Annotated in this window: 26 protein-coding genes; 25 read left to right on the top strand and 1 reads right to left on the bottom strand. The window is 41.7% G+C overall.

The genetic code is table 11. From position 1 onward, the window contains the following. Positions 1–109: 109 nt before the first annotated feature. The 21 genes from BBD42_RS02010 to BBD42_RS01910 all read left to right on the top strand — a co-directional run bounded on the left by BBD42_RS02010 (position 110) and on the right by BBD42_RS01910 (position 21,327). Positions 110–1,432 carry a glycosyltransferase gene (locus BBD42_RS02010; protein ID WP_348272603.1) on the top strand — a complete coding sequence of 441 codons (1,323 nt, stop codon included), beginning with the start codon at positions 110–112 and terminating at the stop codon, positions 1,430–1,432. Between the two features lies 1 nt (position 1,433). Further along, complete coding sequence (locus tag BBD42_RS02005) at positions 1,434–2,510, top strand: mannose-1-phosphate guanylyltransferase (RefSeq protein WP_099516774.1); 1,077 nt, start codon at positions 1,434–1,436, stop codon at positions 2,508–2,510. Positions 2,511–2,561: 51 nt separating this feature from the next. Next, positions 2,562–3,566, top strand: coding sequence for a GDP-mannose 4,6-dehydratase (gene gmd, locus BBD42_RS02000; protein ID WP_099516773.1), 1,005 nt, complete (start codon positions 2,562–2,564; stop codon positions 3,564–3,566). 16 nt (positions 3,567–3,582) lie between these two features. Next, positions 3,583–4,545: a GDP-mannose 4,6-dehydratase gene (locus BBD42_RS01995; protein WP_099516772.1), complete on the top strand. Its 963-nt coding sequence runs from the start codon at positions 3,583–3,585 to the stop codon at positions 4,543–4,545. Beyond that, on the top strand, positions 4,526–5,164 hold the full coding sequence (locus BBD42_RS01990; protein WP_099516771.1) for an acetyltransferase: 639 nt from the start codon (positions 4,526–4,528) through the stop codon (positions 5,162–5,164). The genes BBD42_RS01995 and BBD42_RS01990 overlap by 20 nt, the downstream gene beginning before the upstream one ends. 14 nt (positions 5,165–5,178) lie before the next feature. Further along, positions 5,179–6,297: a DegT/DnrJ/EryC1/StrS family aminotransferase gene (locus BBD42_RS01985; protein WP_099516770.1), complete on the top strand. Its 1,119-nt coding sequence runs from the start codon at positions 5,179–5,181 to the stop codon at positions 6,295–6,297. A 44-nt stretch (positions 6,298–6,341) separates the two neighbouring features. Then, entirely contained in the window at positions 6,342–7,127 is a 786-nt protein-coding gene (locus BBD42_RS01980; protein WP_099516769.1) for an ABC transporter permease, read from the top strand. Positions 7,128–7,148: 21 nt separating this feature from the next. Next, a complete protein-coding gene (locus BBD42_RS01975) occupies positions 7,149–7,892 on the top strand; it encodes an ABC transporter ATP-binding protein (protein WP_099516768.1) in 744 nt (247 codons plus the stop codon). Between the two features lie 23 nt (positions 7,893–7,915). Then, complete coding sequence (locus tag BBD42_RS01970) at positions 7,916–10,159, top strand: glycosyltransferase family protein (protein ID WP_099516767.1); 2,244 nt, start codon at positions 7,916–7,918, stop codon at positions 10,157–10,159. Beyond that, positions 10,156–11,754, top strand: a complete 1,599-nt coding sequence (locus BBD42_RS01965) for a glycosyltransferase (protein WP_172455360.1) — start codon at positions 10,156–10,158, stop codon at positions 11,752–11,754. The genes BBD42_RS01970 and BBD42_RS01965 overlap by 4 nt, the downstream gene beginning before the upstream one ends. 13 nt (positions 11,755–11,767) lie before the next feature. Next, the gene (locus BBD42_RS01960; RefSeq protein ID WP_099516765.1) at positions 11,768–12,343 is read left to right on the top strand and encodes a hypothetical protein; all 576 of its coding nucleotides are present in this window, start codon (positions 11,768–11,770) and stop codon (positions 12,341–12,343) included. A 19-nt stretch (positions 12,344–12,362) separates the two neighbouring features. Then, complete coding sequence (locus tag BBD42_RS01955; RefSeq protein WP_099516764.1) at positions 12,363–13,106, top strand: sugar phosphate nucleotidyltransferase; 744 nt, start codon at positions 12,363–12,365, stop codon at positions 13,104–13,106. Positions 13,107–13,123: 17 nt separating this feature from the next. Beyond that, positions 13,124–13,681: a dTDP-4-dehydrorhamnose 3,5-epimerase gene (gene rfbC, locus BBD42_RS01950; RefSeq protein WP_099516763.1), complete on the top strand. Its 558-nt coding sequence runs from the start codon at positions 13,124–13,126 to the stop codon at positions 13,679–13,681. Positions 13,682–13,690: 9 nt separating this feature from the next. Then, positions 13,691–14,713 (top strand): dTDP-glucose 4,6-dehydratase, encoded by a 1,023-nt coding sequence (rfbB, locus tag BBD42_RS01945; RefSeq protein WP_099516762.1) that lies wholly within the window; start codon positions 13,691–13,693, stop codon positions 14,711–14,713. Further along, positions 14,710–15,579 (top strand): dTDP-4-dehydrorhamnose reductase, encoded by an 870-nt coding sequence (rfbD, locus tag BBD42_RS01940; protein WP_099516761.1) that lies wholly within the window; start codon positions 14,710–14,712, stop codon positions 15,577–15,579. The genes rfbB and rfbD overlap by 4 nt, the downstream gene beginning before the upstream one ends. Positions 15,580–15,588: 9 nt before the next feature. Continuing rightward, positions 15,589–16,536 carry a glycosyltransferase family 2 protein gene (locus BBD42_RS01935; RefSeq protein ID WP_099516760.1) on the top strand — a complete coding sequence of 316 codons (948 nt, stop codon included), beginning with the start codon at positions 15,589–15,591 and terminating at the stop codon, positions 16,534–16,536. A 118-nt stretch (positions 16,537–16,654) separates the two neighbouring features. Beyond that, positions 16,655–18,061, top strand: a complete 1,407-nt coding sequence (locus BBD42_RS01930) for an undecaprenyl-phosphate glucose phosphotransferase (protein WP_099516759.1) — start codon at positions 16,655–16,657, stop codon at positions 18,059–18,061. Beyond that, positions 18,051–19,031 (top strand): glycosyltransferase family 2 protein, encoded by a 981-nt coding sequence (locus BBD42_RS01925; RefSeq protein ID WP_099516758.1) that lies wholly within the window; start codon positions 18,051–18,053, stop codon positions 19,029–19,031. The genes BBD42_RS01930 and BBD42_RS01925 overlap by 11 nt, the downstream gene beginning before the upstream one ends. Before the next feature lie 349 nt (positions 19,032–19,380). Beyond that, complete coding sequence (gene cls, locus BBD42_RS01920) at positions 19,381–20,826, top strand: cardiolipin synthase (protein ID WP_099516757.1); 1,446 nt, start codon at positions 19,381–19,383, stop codon at positions 20,824–20,826. A 95-nt stretch (positions 20,827–20,921) separates the two neighbouring features. After that, positions 20,922–21,122, top strand: coding sequence for a hypothetical protein (locus tag BBD42_RS01915; protein WP_237163579.1), 201 nt, complete (start codon positions 20,922–20,924; stop codon positions 21,120–21,122). A gap of 25 nt (positions 21,123–21,147) precedes the next feature. Continuing rightward, positions 21,148–21,327: an H-type small acid-soluble spore protein gene (locus BBD42_RS01910; protein ID WP_056034102.1), complete on the top strand. Its 180-nt coding sequence runs from the start codon at positions 21,148–21,150 to the stop codon at positions 21,325–21,327. A 115-nt stretch (positions 21,328–21,442) separates the two neighbouring features. Here BBD42_RS01910 and BBD42_RS01905 read toward each other — a convergent pair whose 3' ends face one another. After that, the gene (locus BBD42_RS01905; RefSeq protein WP_099516756.1) at positions 21,443–21,754 is read right to left on the bottom strand and encodes a dehydrogenase; all 312 of its coding nucleotides are present in this window, start codon (positions 21,752–21,754) and stop codon (positions 21,443–21,445) included. Positions 21,755–21,901: 147 nt separating this feature from the next. On the opposite strand from BBD42_RS01905, the gene uptA reads away from it, so the two are divergent. The 4 genes from uptA (at position 21,902) to BBD42_RS01885 (ending at position 26,285) form a co-directional block, all read left to right on the top strand. Further along, entirely contained in the window at positions 21,902–22,510 is a 609-nt protein-coding gene (uptA, locus tag BBD42_RS01900) for an undecaprenyl phosphate transporter UptA (protein WP_056034095.1), read from the top strand. 59 nt (positions 22,511–22,569) lie between these two features. Further along, positions 22,570–23,136 (top strand): thioredoxin family protein, encoded by a 567-nt coding sequence (locus tag BBD42_RS01895; RefSeq protein ID WP_099516755.1) that lies wholly within the window; start codon positions 22,570–22,572, stop codon positions 23,134–23,136. Positions 23,137–23,168: 32 nt separating this feature from the next. After that, positions 23,169–23,804 carry an MBL fold metallo-hydrolase gene (locus tag BBD42_RS01890; protein ID WP_081418765.1) on the top strand — a complete coding sequence of 212 codons (636 nt, stop codon included), beginning with the start codon at positions 23,169–23,171 and terminating at the stop codon, positions 23,802–23,804. A 204-nt stretch (positions 23,805–24,008) separates the two neighbouring features. Continuing rightward, entirely contained in the window at positions 24,009–26,285 is a 2,277-nt protein-coding gene (locus BBD42_RS01885) for a Tex family protein (RefSeq protein WP_099516753.1), read from the top strand. Positions 26,286–26,309 lie beyond the last annotated feature (24 nt).

The raw sequence follows: 26,309 nt of genomic DNA, 5'->3' as shown, positions 1-26,309 counted from the left end.
ACAGCAGTTTTCGCTGGGTTATGCTCGACGTAGGAATGGATTTACCGTATACTTATTTCGACAAAGCTTTCTTCCTTTCATAATAAATCGACAAGGTATCCAATTGATTGTGATACAAATCCTTACAATAATATCTTTGGTGGTGTCTGTAATAAAAAGAATAATTTATCGTTTTTTATATAAAACGTCCAGTTTTTTTAAACCGGTGTTGGTTCGTCTAGTTCCTTCTACTATCAGGCGCTATGCTAAGGAAAAGTTATTAGCAACAGCTGAACCTTTAAATAAAAGCACATTTAAAATTCATAATAATGGTGCTCTTAAGGGAGTTAATCTACTTGGTTATGCTAGAGCTGAAATGGGAGTTGGTGAATCTTGCAGATTAGCTGCAAACAGCTTAAACGCGGCCAATATACCGTTTGGAGTTCTTAACTTTACAGGTACTAGCAGCTCAAGGATGGCTGACACAACTTGGATGCATAAAGAAGTATCAGAGCCAATCTTCGATGTTAATGTATTTCATATCAATGCGGAACAGATGCCTGAGATAAATGTGTTATATGGTAATAAATTATTTGAGGGGAAATACAATATTGGTTATTGGCACTGGGAGTTGTCGGAGTTTCCTGACGAGTGGCTTAATAGCTTTAGATATGTGGATGAGATTTGGGTTCCCTCTACCTTTGTTGGGGATGCCATAGCACTAAAAAGTCCTGTTCCGGTTGTAAAAATTCCGCACTCAATAGAAGTGAGAATAAAGGAAAATCGCGACCGTTCATATTTCGAATTACCAGAGTCAGCCTTTCTTTTCCTTACAATGTACGATGTGAAAAGCTCTCAGGAACGTAAAAATCCCCGTGCGTCCATTATTGCATTTAAATTAGCTTTTGAACCGAATAATTTAAAGGTTGGATTAGTAGTTAAAATCAACCGTTATAAGAGCAATGACAACGATTTGATTTTGCTTAAAGAGTTAATTGGCGAGTATCAAAATATTTACTTATTAGATGAAACGATTAGTAGAAATGATGTCAATGCTTTAATTAGCATAACAGATTGTTTTATCTCGTTACATCGCAGCGAGGGATTTGGTTTGGGCTTCGCAGAGGCCATGTATCTCGGTAAACCAGTGATTGGCACGAATTGGTCCTCTAATGTAGATTTCATGAATGATAAAAATGCATGTCTTGTCGATTATGAATTAGTGCAATTAGGACAAGATTACGGGCCATATAAGTCGGATCAGCATTGGGCGGAGCCTGACGTGCTCCATGCAGCAGAATATATGAAGAAGTTGGTGAACGATCAACAATATTATGAGAGGATTGCTGCTGGAGGGGAAAGGTACATAAAAGAGTTTCACTCTCCAGTTGTAATTGGGAAGCTAATTCAAAAAAGACTGGACTATATTTATAACTGGCAGTTTGGAGGATGAAATGACAACAACTTGTTTGATTATGGCGGGTGGAAAAGGCGAAAGGTTCTGGCCTAGAAGTCGAGTGAACTTGCCAAAGCAGTTTCTGAATATATCGGGCAACAAGTCGATGATTCAGCAAACTATTGATCGGTTGCAAATTTTTATACCTATCGAGCAAATTTTTATTATTACGAATGAGTTATATGCTGAATTAATTAAGGCTCAAATTCCTAATCTACCTGCGGATAACATTATTATAGAGCCTATCGGACGCAATACTGCTCCTTGTGTAGGGCTTGCTTCAATTATTATTGAAGAGAAGTATCCTGACAGCTCAATGATTGTAATTCCATCCGATCATATCATTAAAAACGAAACTGAATTTGTGAATATATTGCAAACAGCAGTATTGGCCAGCAAAGAAGGAGAGAACTTAATTACCTTAGGCATTACTCCTACTTATCCAGAAACAGGATACGGGTATATAGAGAGTACGGATGAAACTTTCGAATTAAATGGTTTGAATGTTCATAAAGTGAACAAATTCGTAGAGAAACCAAATGAAGAAAAAGCGAATGATTATTTAAAAGCAGGAAATTACTATTGGAATAGCGGAATTTTCGTATGGAGAGTAGCTGTTGTCAGAGATTATATTCGAAAGCTTATGCCTGAAATGCATGATTTATTAGAGACAATGAAAATGGCGTTTAAAGAAAATGATAGAAATACGGTTATTAAAGCTGAATTCCCAAAAATGCCTGATCAGTCAATTGATTACGGCATTATGGAAAAAGCAAGCGATATACATGTGATTCCCTGCATTTTCGGCTGGGATGATGTGGGCAGTTGGACCGCATTGGAACGTATAAATGATGTTGATGATAATGGTAATGTGACCAATGGCAACACATTAAATATCGATACCAAACGATGTATTATTGAAAGTAACGGTAAGCTCATTGCTACTTTAGGTGTTGAGGATCTAATTATTGTAGAGACTGAAGATGTAACCCTGATTTGTAAGAAAGACAAGGCCCAAGAGATAAAATCTCTCATTAAAGAGCTTAAAATTCAAAAATTAGAGCGATACTTATAATGAATTTATATAATAAGCATCTTAAACATTATTAATAAGGGGAAATAGAAAATGACACAAAAACACGCACTTATCACAGGAATTACTGGACAAGACGGATCTTATCTAGCAGATTTATTATTAGAAAAAGGCTATAAGGTATTCGCACTAAGAAGAAGGACTAGTGTACCTGTTCTGGAGAACATCGAACATATTCAAGATAAAATTGAAATCATTGATGGTGATTTGCTTGATTTGAGTTCACTTATTCATGCGATGAATATTTCTAATCCGGATGAAGTATACAATTTGGCCGCACAGTCTTTTGTAGGGACTTCTTGGGATCAGCCTATTTTAACAGGGCAAGTAACTGCTATTGGCGTAAGTAATATGCTCGAAGCCGTGCGTATTGTGAAGCCTGATGCCCGTTATTATCAAGCATCGAGCAGTGAAATGTTTGGTAAAGTTGTGGAAACTCCCCAGACAGAAGCTACTCCTTTTTATCCAAGAAGCCCTTATGGTGTAGCAAAAGTATATGGTCATTGGATGACTGTAAATTATCGTGAAAGCTTCAATATGTTTGCATGCTCAGGTATATTGTTTAATCACGAATCACCACGTCGGGGCATTGAATTTGTAACAAGGAAAATAACAAATGCTGTCGCAAGAATCAAGTTAGGGTTGCAGACAGAGCTACGGTTGGGAAATCTTGATGCGATGCGCGATTGGGGATTCGCCAAGGACTATGTTGAATGTATGTGGCTGATGCTTCAACAGGAACAACCAGATGATTATGTTATTGCTACTGGGGAAATGCACTCTGTCCGAGAGTTTTGTGAAATAGCATTCAGCTATGTAGGTTTGAATTATGAAGATTATGTCGTTACAGACCCTAAATTCTTCAGAGCGGCTGAAGTAGACCTGTTGCTTGGCAACCCGGCTAAAGCGATAAGTAAATTGGGTTGGAACCCACAAAAGACAACATTTAAGCAACTAGTACAGCTAATGGTAGATACAGATTTGAAAAAAGAAAAACATAAACATAGTGAAATACTAGTGGCCGGGCCTAAAGTTTAAAGAAAGAGAGGTTTAAATGAAAGCTCTTATAACTGGAGTAAGCGGCTTTGTTGGAACTCTATTAAGTGAGAAGCTCATTGAAAATGGATATGAGGTATCTGGATTTTCAAGGAGGGCAACAAGCCATAAAAATATTGAATATTATCCTTGTGATATTACTGATAGCTCCAATGTAGAAGAGATTATTAGAAAAATACAGCCTGATGAAATTTATCATTTAGCAGGCTCTTCTTTTATTCCCTCCTCGTATACTAATACGATGCAGACGTATGACACTATTGTTAACGGGACTTTAGTTTTATATGAAGCGATCCGTAAGTTGGATATTGATTGCAAGGTATTATTCGTAGGCTCTGGAGAGGTTTATGGCGAGGATAAAAGAAGTTCCTATAACGAAGGTGATCTATTGCAGCCAAGCAATCCGTATGCAGGTGCAAAAGCTAGTGCTGATTTAATTAGTGAACAATATTTCAAAACCTTCGGTATGAGAATTATAAGAGCTCGTCCATTTAACCATACCGGACCTAAACAATCGCCGCATTTTGTTTGCTCTAATTTTGCAAAACAGATTTCCGAGATGGAAGTTAATGGAGACAACTGCATCTCCGTGGGAAATATTAATGTACAACGTGATTTTCTTGATGTTAGAGATGTAGTGAATGCCTATTTAAAGCTAATGAAGTATGGGGAAAATGGAGAAGCATATAATGTATCTTCCAATAAGCCTGTATTTATTTCAGAGCTGTTAAATATGCTGCTCTCAACGTCGTCTCTCAAAGACCCAATTATTGAAATAGAAGCTGTTAGGCTAAGAGTAAAAGATGTTGCGATTAAAGCAGGAGATAATACAAAACTTAGGCTTCATACGGGGTGGAAACCTGAAATCCAGCTCCTAGAAACGATGAAGGATTTGCTTGACTATTGGAGAGATTATCAAGCTCAAGTAGGTGATGATAAAGATGAATATCCTAGAACGTGATAAAGTGGTCGTTGTAGGTGGCGGGGGCCATGCAAAGGTTATCTTGGACATTTTGCATACTATTGAAAATATAGATGTAGTAGGTTTTACTGCACAAGAGAGTAACATTTTAAGTTTGTATGATATTCCGTATCTTGGTGATGATTCTGTATTGCCAGCACTTTTGGAACAAGGTGTTACTTCATTTATTATTGCGATAGGTGATAATAATTTACGCAGAAAGCTATATTATAAAATGCTTGAGCTTGGTTTTACACCTGTGAATGCGATAAGTCCTTCCGCCATTATTTCTACTTCTGCCCAGATAGGTAAAGGGGTTGCAATTATGCCAGGAGTTGTCGTCAACTCTTTTTCACAAATAAATGATAATGTCATTATAAACACACGGGCTGGGATAGATCATGATTGTATAATAGGTGCGCATGCTCATGTCGCTCCTGGTGCTACTTTAGCTGGTAGTGTTTCCATAGGAGAGGGCACATTTATAGGTACTGGATGCAGTGTGATTCCGGAAATAACTATAGGAAATTGGACAGTAGTTGGAGCAGGATCAACAGTCATTTCTGCACTCCCTTCAAATGTTAAAGTTGTAGGTGTCCCCGCAAAAAAATTCATATAAAAGGATGAAGAAATATGAAAGCAGTTAGAAGTATTCCATTGGCAGGACCAGTTTTGAATGGCAATGAAAGAAAATATGTTATGGACTGTATTGATACTGGTTGGATTTCTTCAAATGGAAAATATGTGAATGAGTTTGAACAAAAGTTTGCACAATTTTGCGGTGTAGATCATGCTTTAAGCTGTGCGAATGGGACTGTAGCGTTGCATTTGCCATTGCTTGCTTATGGAGTAGGGGCTGGTGACGAAATACTTGTACCAACCTTTACATATATAGCGACAGCAAATGCTGTTAAGTATTGTGGCGCTACTCCTGTTTTAGTTGATTGCGAACCAGATACTTGGAATATGGACCCGCAAAAGCTTGAAGAAAAAATCACAGCAAACACGAAAGGCATAATCGTAGTTCATTTATATGGACATCCTGCAAATATGGAGCAAATTATGAAAGTTGCTAAAAAACATAATTTATTTGTCATTGAAGATGCTGCGGAAGCACATGGTGCTGAGTGTAACGGACAAATTGTTGGTTCTATAGGGGATGTTGGTACATTCAGTTTTTTTGGTAACAAAATTATTTCTACAGGAGAAGGTGGAATGATTACGACCAATAATAAGGAACTTGCTGATAAAATGAGATTGCTTAGAGGACAAGGAATGGATCCTAAGAGAAGATATTGGTTTGAAGTTGTGGGGTATAATTACCGAATGACAAACATGCAAGCCGCAATTGGCTTAGGGCAATTAGAAAATATAGAGTGGCATTTGGACAAGCGTAGGAGTGTAGCAAATAATTATATTGAGCTTTTTGCGCCTTATTCAGAATGGTTTACTATTCAACCAGAACTATCTTGGGCAAAACATTCTTATTGGATGGTTTCCATTTTACTTCAAGCTAAAGTTAAAATTAGCAGAGATGATTTGATGAAATTATTAGACGAAGATGGAATTGAAACAAGACCACTTTTTTATCCTATGCATCAAATGCCTCCATACTATGATACGGACAACTATCCAGTAGCAGATGATGTATCTGCTAGAGGATTTAATGTCCCAACAAATGCTTTACTCAGTGAGATGGATATGAATTATATTTGTGAGAGAATTGTTTTTCATTGTAAAGCAAATGGCTAACTTTCTGTCAAGTGGCTTTAAGCTAGTTTTGTGGAGGTTAAATAGTGAGTGATTATATGAAGAAAATATATCAAACAAGATACTTTTGGATGCATCTTGTAAACGCCGAGCTTAAAAATAAGTTTAGACGATCAAAATTAGGAATCTTGTGGACGTTTATGAATCCTTTGTTGCTTACTTTATTGATGTCAGCTGTATTCGGCACCGTATTTAATATGTCTTTTACCGACTATGCTCCATATGTATTATCTGGATTAATTGTTTGGGACTTAATTAGCGCCTCTTTTATTGGTGGAGGCTATTCGATTATGACAGGAGAGCAATACATTCGTCAATTTAATCATCCTGTTATTATATATACTCTTAGATCAGCTTTAGTAACTACAGTTACGTTTGTATTAGCGATGACCTCATTGGCTGTTTGGATGTTATTCACTAGGCCAGAGCATGTGGTATTGGGTATCATGACATTGCCTTTAACAATCATGTTGTATTTTTGCTTGTCGTGGTCGATTACAACGATTGCAGGGTTTACTAATGCGAAATATCGTGATTACCCACAAGTAATGGCTCTCGTAATTCAAGCGGTATGGTATGTATCACCTGTCTTTTTTAAGAAAGAAATGTTTACTTCAAATCCTACTTTGGGAGCACTGTTTAATCTCAATCCTATAACACATATTTTGGCTCTTGTTAGAGAGCCCTTTTTATATGGCGCAATGCCGACAATTAGCAATTACACCTTTACAATTGGAACTATTATTTTGTTTGCAGGAATAGCAGTGTGGGTTAATAAAAACAATCACAATAAAGTAATATTTTATCTATAAGAAATAAGAGGGATAATAAATATGGAAAAGTGCTATATAAGGCTCAATGATGTCAATCTTTATTACCCATCACACATATATAATGCAACTACTTTAAAGCAAGAAGTATTCTCTTTACTAAAGTTGCAGAAAAAAAAAGAAACATTAGACAATGTACATGCACTTAGAAATTTCAGTTTAGAAGTAAAAGAGGGAGATAAACTCGGCATAATTGGTCACAATGGTGCGGGCAAGAGTACATTACTGAAGACTATTGCGGGAATATATCCTATTAAATCGGGGTCACTTGAGGTAAAGGGAGAAATACGATCCTTATTTGATTTAGCCTTAGGTTTTGACCTCGAATCGACGGGTCGAGAAAATATTATGTATCGTGGATTGTTGCTTGGGGAAATTCCAAGACGTATTAAGGAACAAGAACAGGCAATTATTGATTTTGCAGGGTTAGGTGAATTCATTGATTATCCTATAAGATCTTACTCATCAGGAATGTTGATTAGGCTTGCATTTGCGATTTCTACTTCAATTTCTGGGGAGATTCTTTTACTGGATGAGGTTATTGGGGCTGGAGATGCATCCTTTGCATTGAAAGCAAAAGAAAGAATGACAGGGCTTATGAGCCGGGCAAAAATTTTAGTATTGGTTTCGCATGATCTTGCCACAATACGAGATGTTTGTAATCGTGTAATTCTTGTTCGACAAGGACAAATTATTAAAGATGGCGCTCCTGATGAAGTGATTAGTTATTATAAAAGTTCAATATAATTAAGTTCCGGGGGATAGTTGGCATGAAAGTAAGAAGGTTGTTATGGCTATTAAATCACGACACACTGAGTAAGTTCGAATTGCCACTCATTAAAAATTTAGGTTTTGAAATTTACACACCCAAAAGTACAATAAAAGAAATTTTACAGTCAAGTGGTTCAATTACATTTGAATACGACCATACATTAACTATTCCAGAAGAAGATTTGAAATTGTTGAATGAATATGACTTTTTTTCTACAACAAATATGCCCTTATATATTAAAAAGATTATTAATGAGCACTTTCATACGGCTATTACATATACCGATACTGCTTTCGTATTGCTGCGCAAGCTGATTCATAATTTTAATGGAGAGATTTTTTTTCGTGCTTTTGGTGTAGGGCCTTCAAAGTTTAAAAATTACACTGACTTAATAAATTTCTACTTTACTGAAAATGACCATCATAAACTCAAACAAATCAGTAAACGTTTTTGGTTTTCTCAGTGCTATTCTAATCTTTTAGAAATAGAAGACGATTTTTATAAAAAAAATGCTGTTTATATGCCATTGGGATTACCAAATGAATTTTATGAGATTGAGAATGAATGGATAGGTAATCAAGATAAGATTTTGTTTTTTTGTACAAGAATTAAGTATATTGCGGAATCTGAAAAAGTTTATAATCAATTTAAAAAGGATTTTTCAGGTTTTGATTATATTATAGCGGGTAATCAACCAGTTCCTGTAGATGACGAGAAAGTTACGGGGTTCTTGGAAAGAGAGCAATTAAATGAGCTATATAAAAATTGCAAAGTAATGTATTATCACTCAACTCATCCTCGTCACTTGCATTATCACCCGTTGGAAGCCATGATTGCAGGAATGCCTGTTGTTTATATGGAAGGTAGCTTACTTAGTAATCTGGCTAAAGATACACAACAAGCAGGCTGCTGTAATAATATAAAAGAAGCTAGAATGAAAATCAAGAAAATTATTGGGGGAGATAAAGAGCTAATAAATAATATTATTAATGATCAGAAAGGAATATTGCATAAGTTCTCGTATGAATATAATAAACTCTTATGGGAACAAAACTTTATACCGATAGTAAATGCTCCAGCTCCTGTTTTAAAGGAAAGCGCTAAAAAAATTGCGTTATTTCTAACGGAAAGCGAGTGGAGTATTTACAAAGAAGATTATGTTCAAGTAGTTAAGATGTTAAATGCAGGTTTAAAGAAGTTAGATGAAAAAAACTCTATTACTTTTAATATATTAGGTAATAAATTTGATACAAATCGCGATTTTATGGAATTGCTCAAAGATGGTGTATCGATTAGAGATTTCAAGCTTCAGGAAGTTTCATTGAAAAGTACAATTGAGTCCTTAGCGCTCTTATTCCAAAATGAACAGTTATGGCATAACAGCTATATAATGCCAGTTGATTATGCGCGAAATTATGTAGATGCAGACTACTGGTTGTTTTTAAATCACGAGTTGGATGAACCTATTGCGCCAATCAAGCCATATGGTATTTATATTGATAATTTGGGAGAACGGTTTTATAATACGATTTCTGATTTCAGGATATCGAATTATAAAAATGCATCCTTCTTATTTACTAGTTCTCTACAAACAAAAATAGATTTAGTGAAACATGTAGGCATAGCAGAAGAAAAGATAAGTATTATCCCATTTGTTTTTTCAGATAGTCATGCAGAAGAAAGTCCTAGCATTGAATCATATTATCTTCTCGAGGTAGATAGTAAGAAAATAAATCATATAAAACGATTACTTACCGATCTTCAGGAATATTATAGATTAAGTGGGCGAACGGAAAAAGTGAAAATACACTTAAATAACTATAAGTTTGATGGTAACGATGATTATGATGCAAGGATTATATTTAGCAACATGATTAAAGAATCTAAATTTTTAAAAAATAAAGTAACAATGTATTTCGATTTGAAGAGCAACGAGTATAACGCTTTGTATTCGCATGCCAAGAAAATTATTATTATTCATGATTTGAAGCATGTATACTTTAAACTTGCAAAGGCTATGCAATACAAAAAAGAAACAATACTCCATAACTTCCCTTTCTATAAAGATTTTGAGAACGCCCTTAATTATACATTTAATTACAAAAACTTTGCTTCAAATGATAATGTGCTATTCGAAGTATTTTCAGAGTCAATAGAAGATAAACAGGTAGATGCTAAGCTTGAGCATATTCATATGAATGCAATGAATGAAATAGCTCAAGTATGGAGGAAGTTGTTGTGAAAAAATTAGGTGTTTTTTTAGGTTTTCAACCAGGTTCTAATCTTTCAACTGAAGGTATTGGCAGGCTTTTAGCTTTTATTTTAAAAGAACAAAAATCTAATAATTTTGGTATTGTTCTATTTTGCCCGGAATGGTTAGTTGGTTCGGTTAAATCTTTATTAAAAGATAATAAGGTACCATTGGAAAAATGTGAAATTGTTTCTACGCAATCCATTCCGATAGGCGTTAAAATTAAAAACTATTTGATAAATAGAAGAACTGGCACAAAAAAAATATCTCCGTTTAAAAGAATTTTATTAAAGTTAAAACAGAGCGTATATGAAGTATTAGAGAAATTATTTGTAGAATTTATGAGTACTTCTTCTTGGTTGTTATTGTTTAGTAAATCAATTTTATATTTACTGATTGGCTTGATTATGTCTCCAATAATTCTTTCATTTTTGGTGATTTTTTTCTTATATAAGTCAGTTAGTTTAATAGCTAAAAAAGGTTTGAGGAGAGTTAAAAATATCTCATTTGTTCATTCTTTGTTTGAAAATGCAGATTCTTTTAGTGGTAAGATGCGCGGTAGATTTTACCATATTGTTCTGGATAATGAGTTGAATAGAATAGTAAAGCTTATAAACAGTCGCAAAGAAGTAAAGGTGTGTTTTATTCCATCAATGGCTTGGCCACAAGTAAAATCGATTCAATGTAGCAAAGTTTTGGCGGCACCAGATATATTGTTTTATGACTTTCCTACGCAATATTCGGATACTATTACAGCCCACAAGCGAATCAGAAAAAGTATAGATAGTGCGGATCATCTGATTTGTTATAGTAATCATGTGAAATATGGTCATTTAATAGATAAATGTGGTGTTGATGAAAGTAAAGTAACTGTAATCAAGCATGCAAATATCAATATGAGGGAACATTTGAAACTGTCCGTTAGCGTTTCTAAGTATTTGACCGATGTACAGAATGCGAAACTAATAATAAATAGTTATATTCAATCCAAATATTCTCCTAATAATGTTTGGTTTAACTCTAATATTAGCCAGATTGATTATGTTATTTATTCATCTCAAGCAAGACCTCATAAAAATATCTTTAATCTAATAAAAGCGATTAAAATTATTAATATGGAGAAGTATAAAAACATTAAACTTATAGTAACAGGTGATATCTCTAATTTGGAATATATGCAGGATTATATCAAAGAAAACCATTTAGAGAACGATATTTTTGTTATGGGAGGACTTTCCTCTGAAGTGCTAGCGGCGTTTAATAAAATGGCTGTTTGCGCAGTGAATCCAACATTATTTGAGGGAGGCTTCCCGTTTACTTTTTCAGAGGCTTATTCTGTAGGTACTCCTTCGGTTATGAGCAGCATACCTGTTGTAGAAGCGGAGATTGAGAGTATAGAATTAAGGGATCTAATGTTATTTGATCCCTATAATCCCTATTCAATGGCGCAGAAAATTGAGTATGCAATGGAGCATAAAGATGAGTTGTATAAAGCGCAAGCTGGTTTATATGAAAAATTTGCACAACGAGATTGGAAATTAGTTGTAGGAGAATACAATGCTGTATTTGAAAAATTCATGTCCTAAATAAGGTGGATATATGAAAAAAAAATGGATGGTTATTTCATTATTGCTTGTTTTATTAGCTGTGAATGGCTTAGCGGCAAGCGCCAATGAATCAAGTGATGTGAGTATTATTGTTAATTCTGATAAAGAGCAGTACGATAAAGAAATAGATATGGATGTAACTGTTGAGTTTCATAATAACGATCTATATAATAGTCAAACCTTTTTAAGCTATCATATATACGATGAAAGTGATACCGAATTGTTATGGGAAGGGCAACGCTTTCCGTTAACAATAAATAGCCAAGGAGTCGCGAATATAAACCTTCTTTTAAATGTAAGTACTGAATTAGGTCAAACAGAAGTTAATCATCTTAAGGTAAGATTTGATTTAGTTGATGAGAAAAACCTCTATTGGTTTTCTACTAATCCGAAGGTGAAGCTGTCTACAGAAGAGATTATTATGGATAAGGATCCGTTAAAACGGGCTATATCGGCAATAAAATCTCCTTTAAAAAAACAGCCAATTATATTTTTTGTGAATGTAGCATTTTTTTTGTTATTCATTGTTCTGTTTATTCGATTTAGAAAAAGTCAATTGTTTATTTGAATAAATGGGGGAATAAATTATGAAAGGAATCATATTGGCTGGCGGGAATGGTTCACGGCTATTCCCGTTAACCAAAGTAACGAATAAGCATCTTCTTCCAATTGGGAAATACCCGATGATTTTTCATGCTATTGCAAAGTTGAGAGAAGCAAATATTGTGGAAATCCTCATTGTAACAGGAAGAGAACATATGGGTGATGTTGTCAGTCTACTTGGGAGTGGTTCAGAGTTTGGTTTGTCTTTTACATACAAGGTTCAAGATGAGGCTGGAGGTATTGCACAGGCGCTAGGTTTGGCCGAGAAATTCGTTAATCAGGACCGAATGATTGTTATTCTTGGAGATAATGTTTTTTCCGAAAAAATTAGCGAATTCGTATCAAATTATCATGAACAGAAGCATGGTGCAAAAATTCTGATTCAAGAGGTTGATGACCCACATCGTTATGGGGTGCCAGAACTAAGTGAAGGAAAGATAGCTTCTATTGTAGAAAAACCGCGTACACCTAAAAGCAGCTACGCAGTGACTGGAATATATATGTATGACAGTCGTGTTTTTGATATAATTCGTTCTCTAAAACCTTCTGACCGAGGTGAACTAGAGATAACAGATGTTAATAACGCATACATTTCCTCCAATTCTCTAACATATGATGTATTACCTGGCTGGTGGACTGATGCTGGTACTCATAACTCTTACCATAGAGCTAACGAATTGGCAAAAGACATTATTTATGGTGAGGAGTTTGGTAATTTGAAACTGTAATTGGCGGTGAGTAATTAATGAAAGTAACGAGTAAAGCTCTTCAAGGACTCAAAATAATTGAAGCGAACTTATATGGTGATCAACGTGGTTTTTTTTATGAAAGTTACAATGTTGAAACGTTTCGTAAAGTAGGGATTAACAGTAAATTTATCCAAGACAATCATTCCCTATCTGTTGAAGCAGGCGTTTTACGTGGCCTTCATTACCAGTTGAATCCAAAGGCTCAAACCAAGCTGGTACGAGTAACCGCCGGAGCTATTTACGACGTCGTTGTCGACATTCGCAAAGGTTCACCTACTTTTGGAGATTGGCAGGGCTTTATTCTAAGTGCAGCCAATAAGCGTCAGCTTCTTGTACCGCAAGGATTTGCACATGGCTTCTGTACAATCGTGCCTAATACCGAAGTACAATACAAAGTCGATGCGCTTTATTCCCCAGAGCATGACAGAGGCATAGCCTGGAATGATCCGGCACTTGGTATTGATTGGCCAACATCCAAGCCGATTCTTTCTGACAAGGATGGCAAGCATCCCGTTCTTGCCGATGCGGAAATTAATTTTGTATATGAAGGGTGAGCTTAACTCGTGAAATTATTAGTTACCGGCGGTGCTGGCTTTATTGGCAGCAACTTTATACTTTATATGATCAATAAGTATCCGGAGTACCACATTATTAATGTAGATGCGCTCACTTACGCTGGAAATTTAGAAAATTTGCGCAGCATTGAGCAGCATCCGAACTATACATTCGTGAAGGCGGACATTACAGATAAATCGGCAATCGAGCCGCTTTTTGCAGCTGGTTTAGATGCCGTGCTGAATTTTGCAGCGGAGTCGCATGTGGACCGAAGCATTTTACATCCGGAAATTTTTGTGCAGACGAATATTTTGGGTACCCAGATGCTGCTTGACTTGTCTAAGCAATACCAGATTTCTAAATTTGTTCAAGTGTCTACCGACGAAGTATACGGAACACTTGGTGCGACTGGCCTCTTTACAGAAGAAACACCGCTTGCCCCAAATAGCCCTTATTCGGCGAGTAAAGCTGGAGCAGATCTGCTCGTAAGAGCCTATCACGAAACGTTTGGCCTACCAGTTAATATTACGCGCTGCTCCAATAACTATGGACCGTACCAATTTCCGGAAAAGCTCATTCCACTAATGATTCAAAATGCGCTGCAGGATAAGCAGCTGCCAGTCTACGGAGATGGTCTCAATGTTCGCGATTGGCTTTACGTCGAAGACCATTGTAGTGCCATAGATCTCGTATTGCATAAAGGACGCAATGGCGAGGTTTATAATGTTGGAGGCAACAACGAGCGTGACAATCTTCATGTTGTAAGAAAGATATTGCAAGAGCTGGGTAAGCCAGAATCTCTCATTGCTTATGTACAAGATCGACTCGGCCATGATCGCCGTTATGCGATTGATGCGGATAAAATTCGCAACCAGCTGGGCTGGCAGCCGCAGTTCGCCTATGAGAGCGGGATTAAAGCGACGATTCAGTGGTACTTAAACAACAAGGAATGGATGGAGCAGGTTGTGTCCGGCTCTTACCAGCAATATTATGATAAGCAATATAAGGATCGTTTGGGTGAACAGTCATGATTACCCAGCAGCCTAGGAAGCCGCAGCGAATTGTGGTTACTGGTGCGGGAGGGCAGTTAGGGGCAGAACTTGCGCATTTGCCTAAGGCTGAGGGCATAGAGATTATCTCCCTTAGCCGCTCTGAACTCGATGTTACAGACATTGAGCAATGTCGTGCAGTGCTCGCGAAGCATTGCCCTGACGCAATTATACACTGTGGAGCTTATACAGCCGTTGATAAAGCCGAATCCGAGCCGGATGAGGCTTTTCGAGTAAATGGGGCAGGAACTCGGAATCTTGCAGTTGCAGCTTCTGCGGTGGGGATTAAGCTTTGCTACATCAGTACAGACTATGTGTTCGATGGTACAGGTACTGTGCCCTATAATGAATATGACAATACGAATCCGCAAACGGTATACGGCAAATCCAAATTGGCAGGCGAATATGCGGTCCAGACGATTCATAATCGTTTTTTTATTGTTCGGACTTCTTGGGTATTTGGCAAGTACGGAAATAACTTCGTAAAGACGATGCTGAAAATGGGAACGGAACGAGCCAACTTGAACATCGTCTCAGACCAGCTAGGCTCGCCAACATATACGTATGATTTGGCCCATTTTTTACTAAAGCTTGTACAGACAGAAAACTATGGTATTTACCATGCTTCTAACACGGGAGTTTGTTCTTGGCATGAATTTGCTCAGGCGATATTTGAGGAGAGCGGGATGAAAATTCAGGTAGAACCTTGTACAACTGCTGAGTTTCCTCGTCCCGCTCCACGACCAGCGTATTCAGTCATGGATCACAGTGCTATCCGCAGCAATGATTTACAGCCGCTGCGTCCATGGAGGGAAGCGCTGCAACATTATTTGAAAGATAGTGAGTGATGAGTTGCAATGGCTACAGCAAGCGTCTGTATCGTGACCTACAATAGTGCTTTGGATATTGAAGCGTGCTTACATGCAGTTCTGCGTCAGACTTTGCGGCCAGAGCAGGTTATTGTTATTGATAATGCTTCCAGTGATGGAACACAAGCGATTGTGCAGCGTTATGCCGCAAATGAGGACTTGAAAGGAAATATTCATTTTAGCGCCAATATCTTAAACAATGGATTTGCTGGCGGGCAAAATCAGGCGATCGCTCAAACCGATGCTGATTACGTTCTGGTTCTTAATCCCGATGTGATGTTGGATCAAGATTTTTTGCTGGAAGCGGTAGATTTCATGGAAAGTCATCCGCAAGTTGGCAGCGTGTCGGGGAAGCTAGTACTCGGTTCCGATCCTAAAAAGATGGACAGTGCGGGACTTGGCATGCGACCGACACGCCAAGCCTATGATTTGGCCACCCACGAGTCTGTCGTGAATTGGAGCAAACCGCAGGAAGTATTCGGGGTATCCGGAGCAGCGGCAGTGTATCGCATGGCAATGATCCGTGATATTCAAATCGAAGGCCAGTTTTTTGATGAGGACTATTTTGCCTATAAAGAGGATGTGGACGTGGCGTGGCGGGCACAGAAGCTAGGCTGGAAAGCCAGTTATGTGCCTTCGGCGGGTGCGCTGCATCACCGAGGATGGAAGCAGGGCGGCCGCCTTTCTGTCCCTTTGTTCATCCGTAGACATTCGTATCAAAACCGCTGGTTCACGCTTATAAAAAATGAACCTGTCAGCTGGCAGCTGATCTGGTTGATTCCCTTGCTGACTTTTGTGGAAGCTGCAAAGCTTGCTTATATTTTGCTTAGAGAACCGGGGCTGCTTGGTTCTTGGCCCGTTATTTTCAAAATGCTGCCTGCAATGCTGCGAAAGCGCAAGCAAGTCAATCGCAAGATGAAGGAAAAGCGTAGGTAGTTAATTAGTCGTTTATTGAGAATCCCATGTGGAAACATATGGGGTTCTTTTTGCATCCTTATTTTGATACAATATTACTAGAGTCGAAATCTGATAGAATGTGGGTGAATTTGCATTTATGATCCGGCAAAACCAGAGGATATTGTCCCAGTTATATATGCTTGCGGATCTGTTATGTACGTTAATCGTATTTCTCGCCGCCTATTGGCTTAAATTTTATAGCGACTGGTTGTCCTATGTGAATTCCGTTCCTTTTTCCACCTATTTGGTTTGGGGAACCGTCTATTCATTTTCAGCTGTCGTAGTCGGTTTTTATTTGCAGTTTTATTCGCCTAAACGGCGTAAAAATTATTCATATGAAGTACTGAAGATTATACAGATTCAGACGATCAGTTTCCTGTTCTTGCTCAGCTTATTTTACTTCACAGGTGAAGTACATATTTCCCGGGAATTACTATTAATTTTTTTCCTGATGAATATTGCTGCAATAGCCCTTTATCGTTATATTGTAAAATCAATGCTGTTCTCCTTCCGTCGACGTGGCTATAACAAGCGTTATGTGCTAATTGTCGGGGCTGGCTCAGTGGGGCGTAGCTTTTATCACAATTTGCAGAAGCGTCCTGAGCTAGGTTATGAAGCAGTCGGTTTTCTAGACGATTATCAGGGTGAGCATGCGGAGGAGCATCAGTTCATGCAGCCGATCATCGGAAAGCTAGACGATCTTGAAGAGAAGCTGAATGAGCTTACGATTGACGAGGTTATTATCGCATTGCCGCTCGAAGCGCATAAGAAATATGCGCAGATTATTGAGACTTGCGAGAAGACTGGCGTGAAGACGCTAATTATCCCTGATTTTTTTGATTTGTTGCCCGCTAGGCCATTTTTTGATAATTTTGCTGGTATTCCGCTTATAAATGTACGGGATGTTCCGCTAGATGAGCTGAGTAATCGTGTACTGAAGCGCGGCTTTGATATTATTTTTTCGCTGATTGCTATCCTTATTACTTCACCTATTATGCTGGCGACGGTCATTGGCATCAAGCTGACATCCCCTGGACCGGTTTTGTTTAAGCAGGAGCGGATGGGGTTAAACCGCAAAAATTTCTTCATGTATAAATTTCGCTCGATGCGCGTGTCGACTGGCGAAGTGTCCAATACTCAGTGGACAGTGGAAAATGATCCGCGCCGTACGAAGTTTGGCAGCTTCCTGCGCCGCACGAGCCTTGACGAGCTGCCGCAGTTTTTTAATGTGCTGTTCGGACATATGAGCGTTGTCGGGCCACGCCCGGAGCGTCCGTACTTCGTTAACCAGTTCAAAGAAGAGATTCCGAAGTATATGATCAAGCATCAGATTCGTCCCGGCATTACCGGTTGGGCGCAGACGAATGGGCTTCGTGGTGATACTTCCATTGAGGATCGAATCGTACATGATTTATTTTATATTGAAAACTGGACTTTTATTTTGGATTTGAAAATCATCGTAATGACGATTGTGAGAGGGTTTGTCAATAAAAATGCTTACTGATGGCAGTACAAATGTGAAGGTTTCGGTAATAATTCCTACATTAAACGCAGGTTTGGAGTTTGTTGAGCTTATTCAAAGGCTGCAGAAACAAACACTGCTGCCCTACGAAATTATCGTTATGGACTCCAGCTCCGAGGATGGTACACCTGAGCGGGCGCTTCAACTGGGGACGCGTGTGATGACGGTGCTGCGCAGCGAATTTGATCATGGCGGTACGCGCAATACGGCTGCTGCCCAAGCAAAAGGCGATTTTTTCGTATTTATGACGCAGGATGCGCTGCCCTATGATGAACAACTGCTTGAAAAGCTTGTCCAGCCGCTGCTTGATGATGCTAGTACCTCCTGCTCCTACGCAAGGCAAATACCATATCCCCATGCAGGTATATTGGAGCGGTTGGCGAGAGCATCTAATTATCCGCCTGAGCCGCGATTGAAATCTAAAGCAGATATTGATCAAATGGGCATTCAAACATTTATTTGCTCGAATGTATGCGCGGCCTATCGCAGAGAAACCTTTTATGAAATGGGCAGCTTTGATGCTCCTGTTATTTTTAATGAGGATATGTTCATGGCCGCAACCTGTGTCATGAACGGATACAGCATTGCTTATGCGGCGGAAGCTGGCGTTTACCATTCTCATGATTATACGCTAATGCAGCAGTTCAGGCGTTTTTTTGACAATGGAGTATCGATGTGCCGTAATGAATGGATTATCCCTTTTAGCAAAGTGGGCAAGCCCGGCTTTAAGCTTGTCAAAACCCAGCTGCAATGCTTGCTGAAAGAGCATCGTTATCATTTGATACCTGTGCTTTTTGCGGAATCAGCAGCTAAGCTTATCGGCTACAAGCTGGGTATAAAACATAAACGTCTTCCGGTGTTTTTGTGCAGGTATTTCAGCATGCATAAGCTGATTTGGGACCGAATGCATCGCGTTACCGACGCGTCAACTCCTATGAAACGAACAGGCTAGCCTAATTAGCAGATAAAGATATTCGCTAAATTAAAGATGAAGCTGCTTATGTTAGTAGCGATTGTAGCAACGATACTTAGTAAACCTTCCAGCAGATAGCATTGTTGTGCAATGAACAGCACGCGCCCCGATTCGGTAATCGGGAGCGCGTGCTGTTTTGTTATGTGTTTTTAATCTACTGCATATCAAATCAGCTTGTTTATACAGAAACAAGCGCATAATGGAACGATGAACCGTGGACACTAAATAAGCAGGATTCTAGCCGCAAGTTGCTTGTTTGTAATACATTAGAAAAATTGGTAGGTTATGCTCCGCTTTAAACACGCGTCACACAACAAGGGGGACCTTCATGTCCGTTTGGTTGATTATCATTGCCCTAGCCATCGTTCTAGGGCTATATTTACTGCAATTTGTATTTATCTTCACAATGGAATATCGTAGGCCTGCCCGCCTAGCTGCTTGGCTGACGATTACGATGCTGCTGCCGATTTTGGGAATTGCGCTTTACTTGCTGCTTGCACGGCCGGTGAATCGCCAAAGCAGCCATACTCATAAACGGCTGGCTCAAGAGAAGCTTCTCCAAGCCGGGAAGCTAACGCACAATGCGCAAAGCTTTGCTGATTTGAAGGCAAGTCCGGAGCTTGATGGGCAAAAACAGTTATTCCGGCTGTTGACGGCTTCGAAGGGCCACTGTATTACGCTGTGCAACAAGGTCCATGTGCTCCAAAATGGGCACGATACCTACGAGGCGATCTTGGCGGCTATAAGCCGGGCACAAAGCTATATTCATCTTGATTATTATACGATACGGGATGATGGGATTGGGCAGCGATTCAAGCATGCTTTAATCGAGCGGGCAAAGGCAGGCGTGAAAGTTCGCGTGCTGTATGACGGCATCGGCAGCATGAATCTAAGCCAAGCCTATATTCATGAGCTTGATATGGCCGGCATTCAGACAAGCTGCTTTTTACCGCCGCGCCATGCTTGGTACGAGCGGCGGCTGAACAACCGCAATCACAGTAAAATCGCAGTCATAGACGGCAAAATCGGCTTCGTTGGAGGTATTAATATAGGCGATGAATATTTGGGCAAAAATCCGAGGCTTGGATTTTGGCGGGATACCCATGTGCAGCTGGAGGGAGATGCGGTTTATTTTTTACAGCAGCTGTTCAGGAGCGATTGGGCTTTTGCAGCAAAAGAAGAGCTGAGCGGAGCGCTCTATATGCCGCTTCATCATTGTGAAGGCAACGATCCCGTATTGATTACGCCTGGAGGCCCTGATCAAATCGGGGAGCCGATATTGGAATCAGTCGTTGCTTCGGTAATGGCTGCGAAAGAAAGCATAAGCTTGTCAACGCCCTATTTTATACCTGATCCGGGATTGCTGATGGCGCTGCGGGTAGCGGCGCTGAGCGGCGTCGATGTGCGCATTATTATTCCGGGCAAAGGGGATTCCCAGCTTGTATTGTGGGCTACGCTTTCCTATGTAGAGCCGCTGCTTAAGGCGGGGATTAAGGTGTTTCGCTATCGCAAAGGATTTATACACGCCAAGGTGCTCATCATTGATCGCATGCTGGCGTCAGTGGGAACGGCGAATATGGATATGCGCAGCTTCTACAACAATTATGAGCAAAATGCGCTTTTATTTGATGCGGGATCTATTTCGCAGCTGAAGCGGGATTTTCGGCAGGATGAGCGGGATAGCGAGGAGCTGAGCTTAAACCGTTTTTCGGAGCGGCCAGTCCTTCAGAAAATGGCGGAAGCTGCTGCGCATCTGCTGTCTCCGTTATTATAAGCGGGCACTTGTACGGCAGGAGTGAATGAACAAGTGTCCGATCGGGCATATTTTGCAAGTAGGCAAGGAGCTGTTTAAAGAAAGGAGGGAAGGCAATGACAGATATGAATGAGCAACCAGCAGGCGAAAACACGACTAATGGTACAGGCGTTGACGCCCAGCATGAAGGGCGCTCCGATTATTTTATGGATATTGACCGTATGGTGAACGAAGGGCTTGGAGGAGGCAATGTAACGCCTCATAACGGCCTTATTGATGAATCGACGACCGATACGATGGAGGAAGAAGGCAGATAGCAATTAAGCTTAAGGAGGGATCCTGATGGACGTTTCGCGCGCCAAGCAGATCTATGATTCATCGCAAACAATTGGAGTGCAGCTTGATGGGAAAGCCGTATGGATCGAGCATGTCGACGTAGCGAACAGCATGGCAACCGTACAGGTGGGCTCCAATCCATTGAATACGGAAACGGTATCGGTGGAGCGGCTGCGGGAAGAGTAATTCCCGCCTCAAGAGGCAGCCTCAGCATATGATGAAAAGCAGGGTATTTTCTCAGGCCAGCGGCCCATAGAAAAATCCTGCTTTTTTCGTACCCGCACAGGCCGGGCATTTTCTCTTATCCGCCAAACGACTCGCGGAAAGCTTCGCTTAGCTTCTCCCGGTCCGTCTCCCATAGCTCGGCGATTTCAGCGGAGACGTTCTCATCCCACCAATCCGCGAGCAGCTTGCGATTGCTCTTATGCTCGTGAATCCACAGCAGATTGACTGCTACCTTCTTAAAATACAAATTTTCCGCCTGATCAAGCTTTTCTTTGGACACCCACAGCTTCAAACGTTTGGCCGTACGGTACAGCTCATTGCTGCAGGCACGCCGTATTTTGCGAGCGGTAGGCAGGCTTGAGTCATGCTTCTGGGCAGTAGGCTTCATGGCAGACCCGCTCCTCTCTTTCCTCTATATGTATGCTTCCGCCCGCATGAACGTCACCTGCACGCTTTCGACTGGATGAGCCTTCCTTCGGTGTGGTAGAATAACAAGCGAAGCAGTAGTTTAGAGAGGATGTGAGAGGCAAGCGTGATGGATAGCATTTCGGAGATTTTGCATACCCTGCTTTTATGGATTGAAAGCCTTGGCTACTTTGGGATTTTGATCGGTTTGCTGATGGAGGTCATTCCAAGCGAGATTGTACTTGGCTTTGGCGGCTACTTGGTGTACAAAGGCGAAATTTCTTACGCGGGCGCCGTCTTTTTTGGAACGCTCGGCGCGGTTGGTCAAAACTGGATTTTGTATGCTTTCGGCAGATTCGGCGGACGTCCCCTGGTGGAGAAATACGGAAAATATATTAAAATTAAAAAGAAGCATGTCGACCTAGCCGAAGAATGGTTCAAAAAATATGGCTCCGGCATAGTATTTACAGCCCGTTTCGTTCCCGTCATGCGTCAAGTCATCTCGATTCCCGCGGGCATGGCGAAGATGAATTTCTGGCTGTTTACTGCACTTACCGCAGCTGCTTCCCTGCCATGGGCGCTATTGTTCGTCCATTTGGGCCGCTCGCTTGGCGAAAATTGGGAAAACATTCATGAGCAGGCGAAGGATTATGTGCTTCCAGCTATTATTCTCGCAGTATTGTTAATCATTGTTTATTCGCTTTATAAATTTAGAAAATCACGTAAAAAATCGGCGTAATGCAGCCTGATCCGTATGAATCTACGATACATATAACAGGAGAAAGAGGGTCATTAATTATGAGCAAAAGCGTAGCAGAGAAATTGAATAAAGGCATTACCCCGCAGCAATTCATCGACGGCATGGAGAAAAATAAAGAGGCTTTTCAAGACTGGTACAACCAGTTTGCTTGGACGGATGAAAGCGATCGCGAATTTTTCGAATCGCTGAACAACCGCGACGATTTGCGCTGCTTGATCTTGATGGCAGAGTGGTGCGGCGATGTCATTCGCAATATTCCGGTTGTATTCCGTGCGCTCGAAAATAGCGGCGTCCCAACAGAGGTGCTCATTATGGAGGAGCATCTCGATACGATGGAGCAGTTTTTGACCATGGGCGGCCGCGCGGTTCCGATCGTTATTATTGCAGATACAGGCGGCCATGTGCTCGGACAATGGGGACCGCGTCCTAAGCATGTTCAAGAAGCGATGACCGCATTCAAGCTGGAAAATCCAGACCGTGAAGCAGCAGATTATCAAGACAAGCTTGGACTTGTCCGCCAAGAAATGGGCCGCCGTTACGGCGAAGGCACAGGCTATCATTCGGTTATTGTGAAAGAGCTGCGCGACCTGCTGGAGTCGTTCTAAACAGAAGAATAGGAGCGCTGATCATGAGTGAAATGCGAGTTGAGTCATTTGCGCTGGGACCTCTCCAGACCAATTGTTACCTGCTCACGGTAAAGGATGAGGAAACAGGCAAGGAACGGGGCCTTATCATTGACCCGGGCATGAACCCGAAAGGCGTGCTGAAGCGGATTGCCGATACGCATATTGAGGCGATTTTGCTGACGCATGCCCACTTCGATCATATGGGCGGTGTGGACGAGGTTCGCAAAGCGGCAGGCTGCCCGGTTTATATTCACGATCTGGAGGCCGACTGGCTGACGGATGCTGGGAAAAATGGTTCCATGCGCTGGCAGGAAGTTACGCCGCCGCTGACGACCGATCCAGCGGAATACGCCTTGGATGAAGGGATGACGCTGGAGCTGCTGGGCGAGAAATTTCGCGTTATGCATACGCCGGGCCATTCCCCGGGCAGCGTGAGCTTTTTGCGCGGCAACGATCTTTTTTCCGGCGACGTGCTGTTTAGGCTCTCCGTTGGACGTACAGATTTGCCGGGCAGCCGCGAGCGGGATTTGTACGATTCCATTCAAGGCAAGCTTTACAAGCTGCCTGATGAGGTTAAAGTATATCCGGGGCATGGCCCGCGGACGACGATTGGCTTTGAGAAGGCGAATAATCCTTTTACGCGATAATCGCTTAGGCATTGTACAAGAGAATGGCAATATTACCGTCAGCCAGCGTGGCATTTGCCGCCTGCGGCTGGCGGTTTTTTGTGCTGATTATGGAGGCTGTGCACATCTAAAATGTATAGGCAGTCCAATGATTTTGAACACTTGCCCAACATAATGGTAAAATAGGGAGAAGCCCACCTGCGGCAATACAAGCAGGCTATGAAAATGCAAAAGGACGGTGCGTGCCGCTTGGCAAATACGACGACGAATATAACGAGTGAAGCGCTTGATGGACCAACTGGCAAGGTGGAACGGACAGCGGAGCAAATAGCTGCGGAAAATGAACGGATTATTAAAGGCGTAGCCGCGCAGCTGTCTATCCCGCTTACTAAAGTGAAAGCGGCTGTCGCCTTGCTGGATGAAGGCAATACGATTCCGTTTATCTCCAGATACCGCAAGGAAATGACAGGCGAACTGGATGAAACCGAACTTAGAGCGATTGAGGAAAAACTGCAATATTTGCGTAATTTGGAAGAGCGCAAGCGTGAGGTCATTCGGCTTATTGACGAGCAGGACAAACTAACCGAGGAATTGAGCTTAGCCATCAATGCTTCCGTAAAGCTGCAGGAAATCGAAGATTTATACCGGCCTTATCGCCAGAAGCGCAAGACGCGGGCGAGCGTGGCGAAGGAACGGGGATTAGAACCGCTTGCCCAGTGGCTTTGGTCGCAGCCCCGTCAAGGGGAGCCGCTCGCCGAGGCAGTTAAATATATCGATGAGGCCAAAGGTGTTCCCGGCGCTCAGGAAGCGCTGCAAGGGGCAATGGATATTTTGGCTGAAAATATAGCGGATGACGCGTCGATTCGCTCCTGGGTGCGAAAGCATACGTTTGATCATTCGCTTATTCGTACCGAAGCGCGTGATGCGAAAGCGGAGTCTGTATACGAAATGTACTACAGCTACAATGAACCGCTGCGCAAGCTGCCTCCTCATCGCGTACTGGCGATTAATCGCGGCGAGCGCGAGGATGTGCTGAAGGTAGCGTTCGAGTTGTCCACAGAGCGGATTCATGAGCATGTTGGCCGTAAAATTTTACGGAATCATACAGCTGAAGCGGTGCGAAGCGTGCTCGTTGCCGTCATTGAGGATTCGTATAAACGCTTGATAGCGCCGTCCATTGAGCGCGAGGTGCGCGGCGAGCTGACGGATAAAGCGGAGGAGCATGCGATTTCGATTTTTTCGGAAAATCTGCGCAATTTGCTGCTTCAGCCGCCTGTTCGCGGCAATGTTGTGCTTGGCGTCGATCCCGCCTTCCGCACCGGCTGCAAACTGGCGGTCATAGACGATACAGGCAAGCTGCTGGAGGTGGCCGTATCCTATCCGACTGCCCCGCATCATAAAGTAGTGGAAGCGGAGCGTTTAATTAATGGCCTGATTGATAATTATAAAGTCGAGCTGATTGTCATTGGCAATGGGACGGCTTCAAGGGAAACGGAGCAATTTATTGCGAACCTGATTAAAGCCCGCCAAGCTGCGCCTGGTCTCGAGCTGAAATATATTATCGTCAGCGAGGCAGGGGCGAGTGTGTATTCGGCTTCCAAGCTGGCAGCCGAGGAATTCCCTTCTCTTGACGTTGCCGAGCGCAGCGCCGTGTCCATTGCACGCAGGCTGCAGGACCCGCTGGCCGAGCTGGTCAAGATCGAGCCAAAGGCAATCGGCGTCGGCCAATACCAGCATGACGTGAGCCAGAAGCGCCTGGATGAAAGCCTGGGCGCTGTCGTGGAATCAGCGGTTAACCATGTTGGTGTAGACGTAAATACGGCCTCAGCGTCGCTGCTGTCCTATGTGGCGGGCATTAATGCAACAACAGCTCGCAACATCGTCAAATACCGCGAGGAAAATGGCCGTTTCGTGAAGCGGGCGCAGCTGCAAAAGGTGCCGCGTCTTGGCGCGAAAGCGTACGAGCAGTGTATCGGCTTCCTGCGCATTCCTGAAGCGGCCAATCCGCTGGATGGGACACCAATCCACACCGAGTCGTATGCGGTCGTGGACAAGCTTTTTGCCCATTTGGGCGTTAAGCTGAACCAGCTTGGCTCGGAGGAGCTGAAGCAGAAGCTGACAGAGCTTGATGTGGCTTCCGTTGCTCCTGAGCTTGGCGTCGGGGTTCCAACGCTGCGCGACATTGTGGACAGCCTCCTGCGTCCCGGACGCGATCCGCGGGAGGAGCTTCCCGCTCCTATTTTTCATACCGAGGTGCTAAATCTGGAGGATTTGACAGCGGGCATGGAGCTGCAGGGCACGGTGCGCAACGTCATCGATTTCGGCGCTTTTATCGATATTGGGCTTAAAAATGACGGGCTCGTCCATATTTCCCAATTGAGCGATAAATTCGTGAAGCATCCGATGGATGTTGTTTCTGTAGGGGATACCGTTACCGTCTGGGTACTGACCGTAGATGTGAAAAAAGGGCGCGTTGGCCTTACGATGCGCAAGCCAGGTTAATAAAAGCTTGAAAGACGGACTTGC

The sequence above is a fragment of the Paenibacillus sp. BIHB 4019 genome, assembly GCF_002741035.1.
Taxonomy (GTDB): domain Bacteria; phylum Bacillota; class Bacilli; order Paenibacillales; family Paenibacillaceae; genus Pristimantibacillus.
Note: the sequence above shows the minus strand (reverse complement) of the source record. Positions and strands in the feature narration are given on the sequence as shown.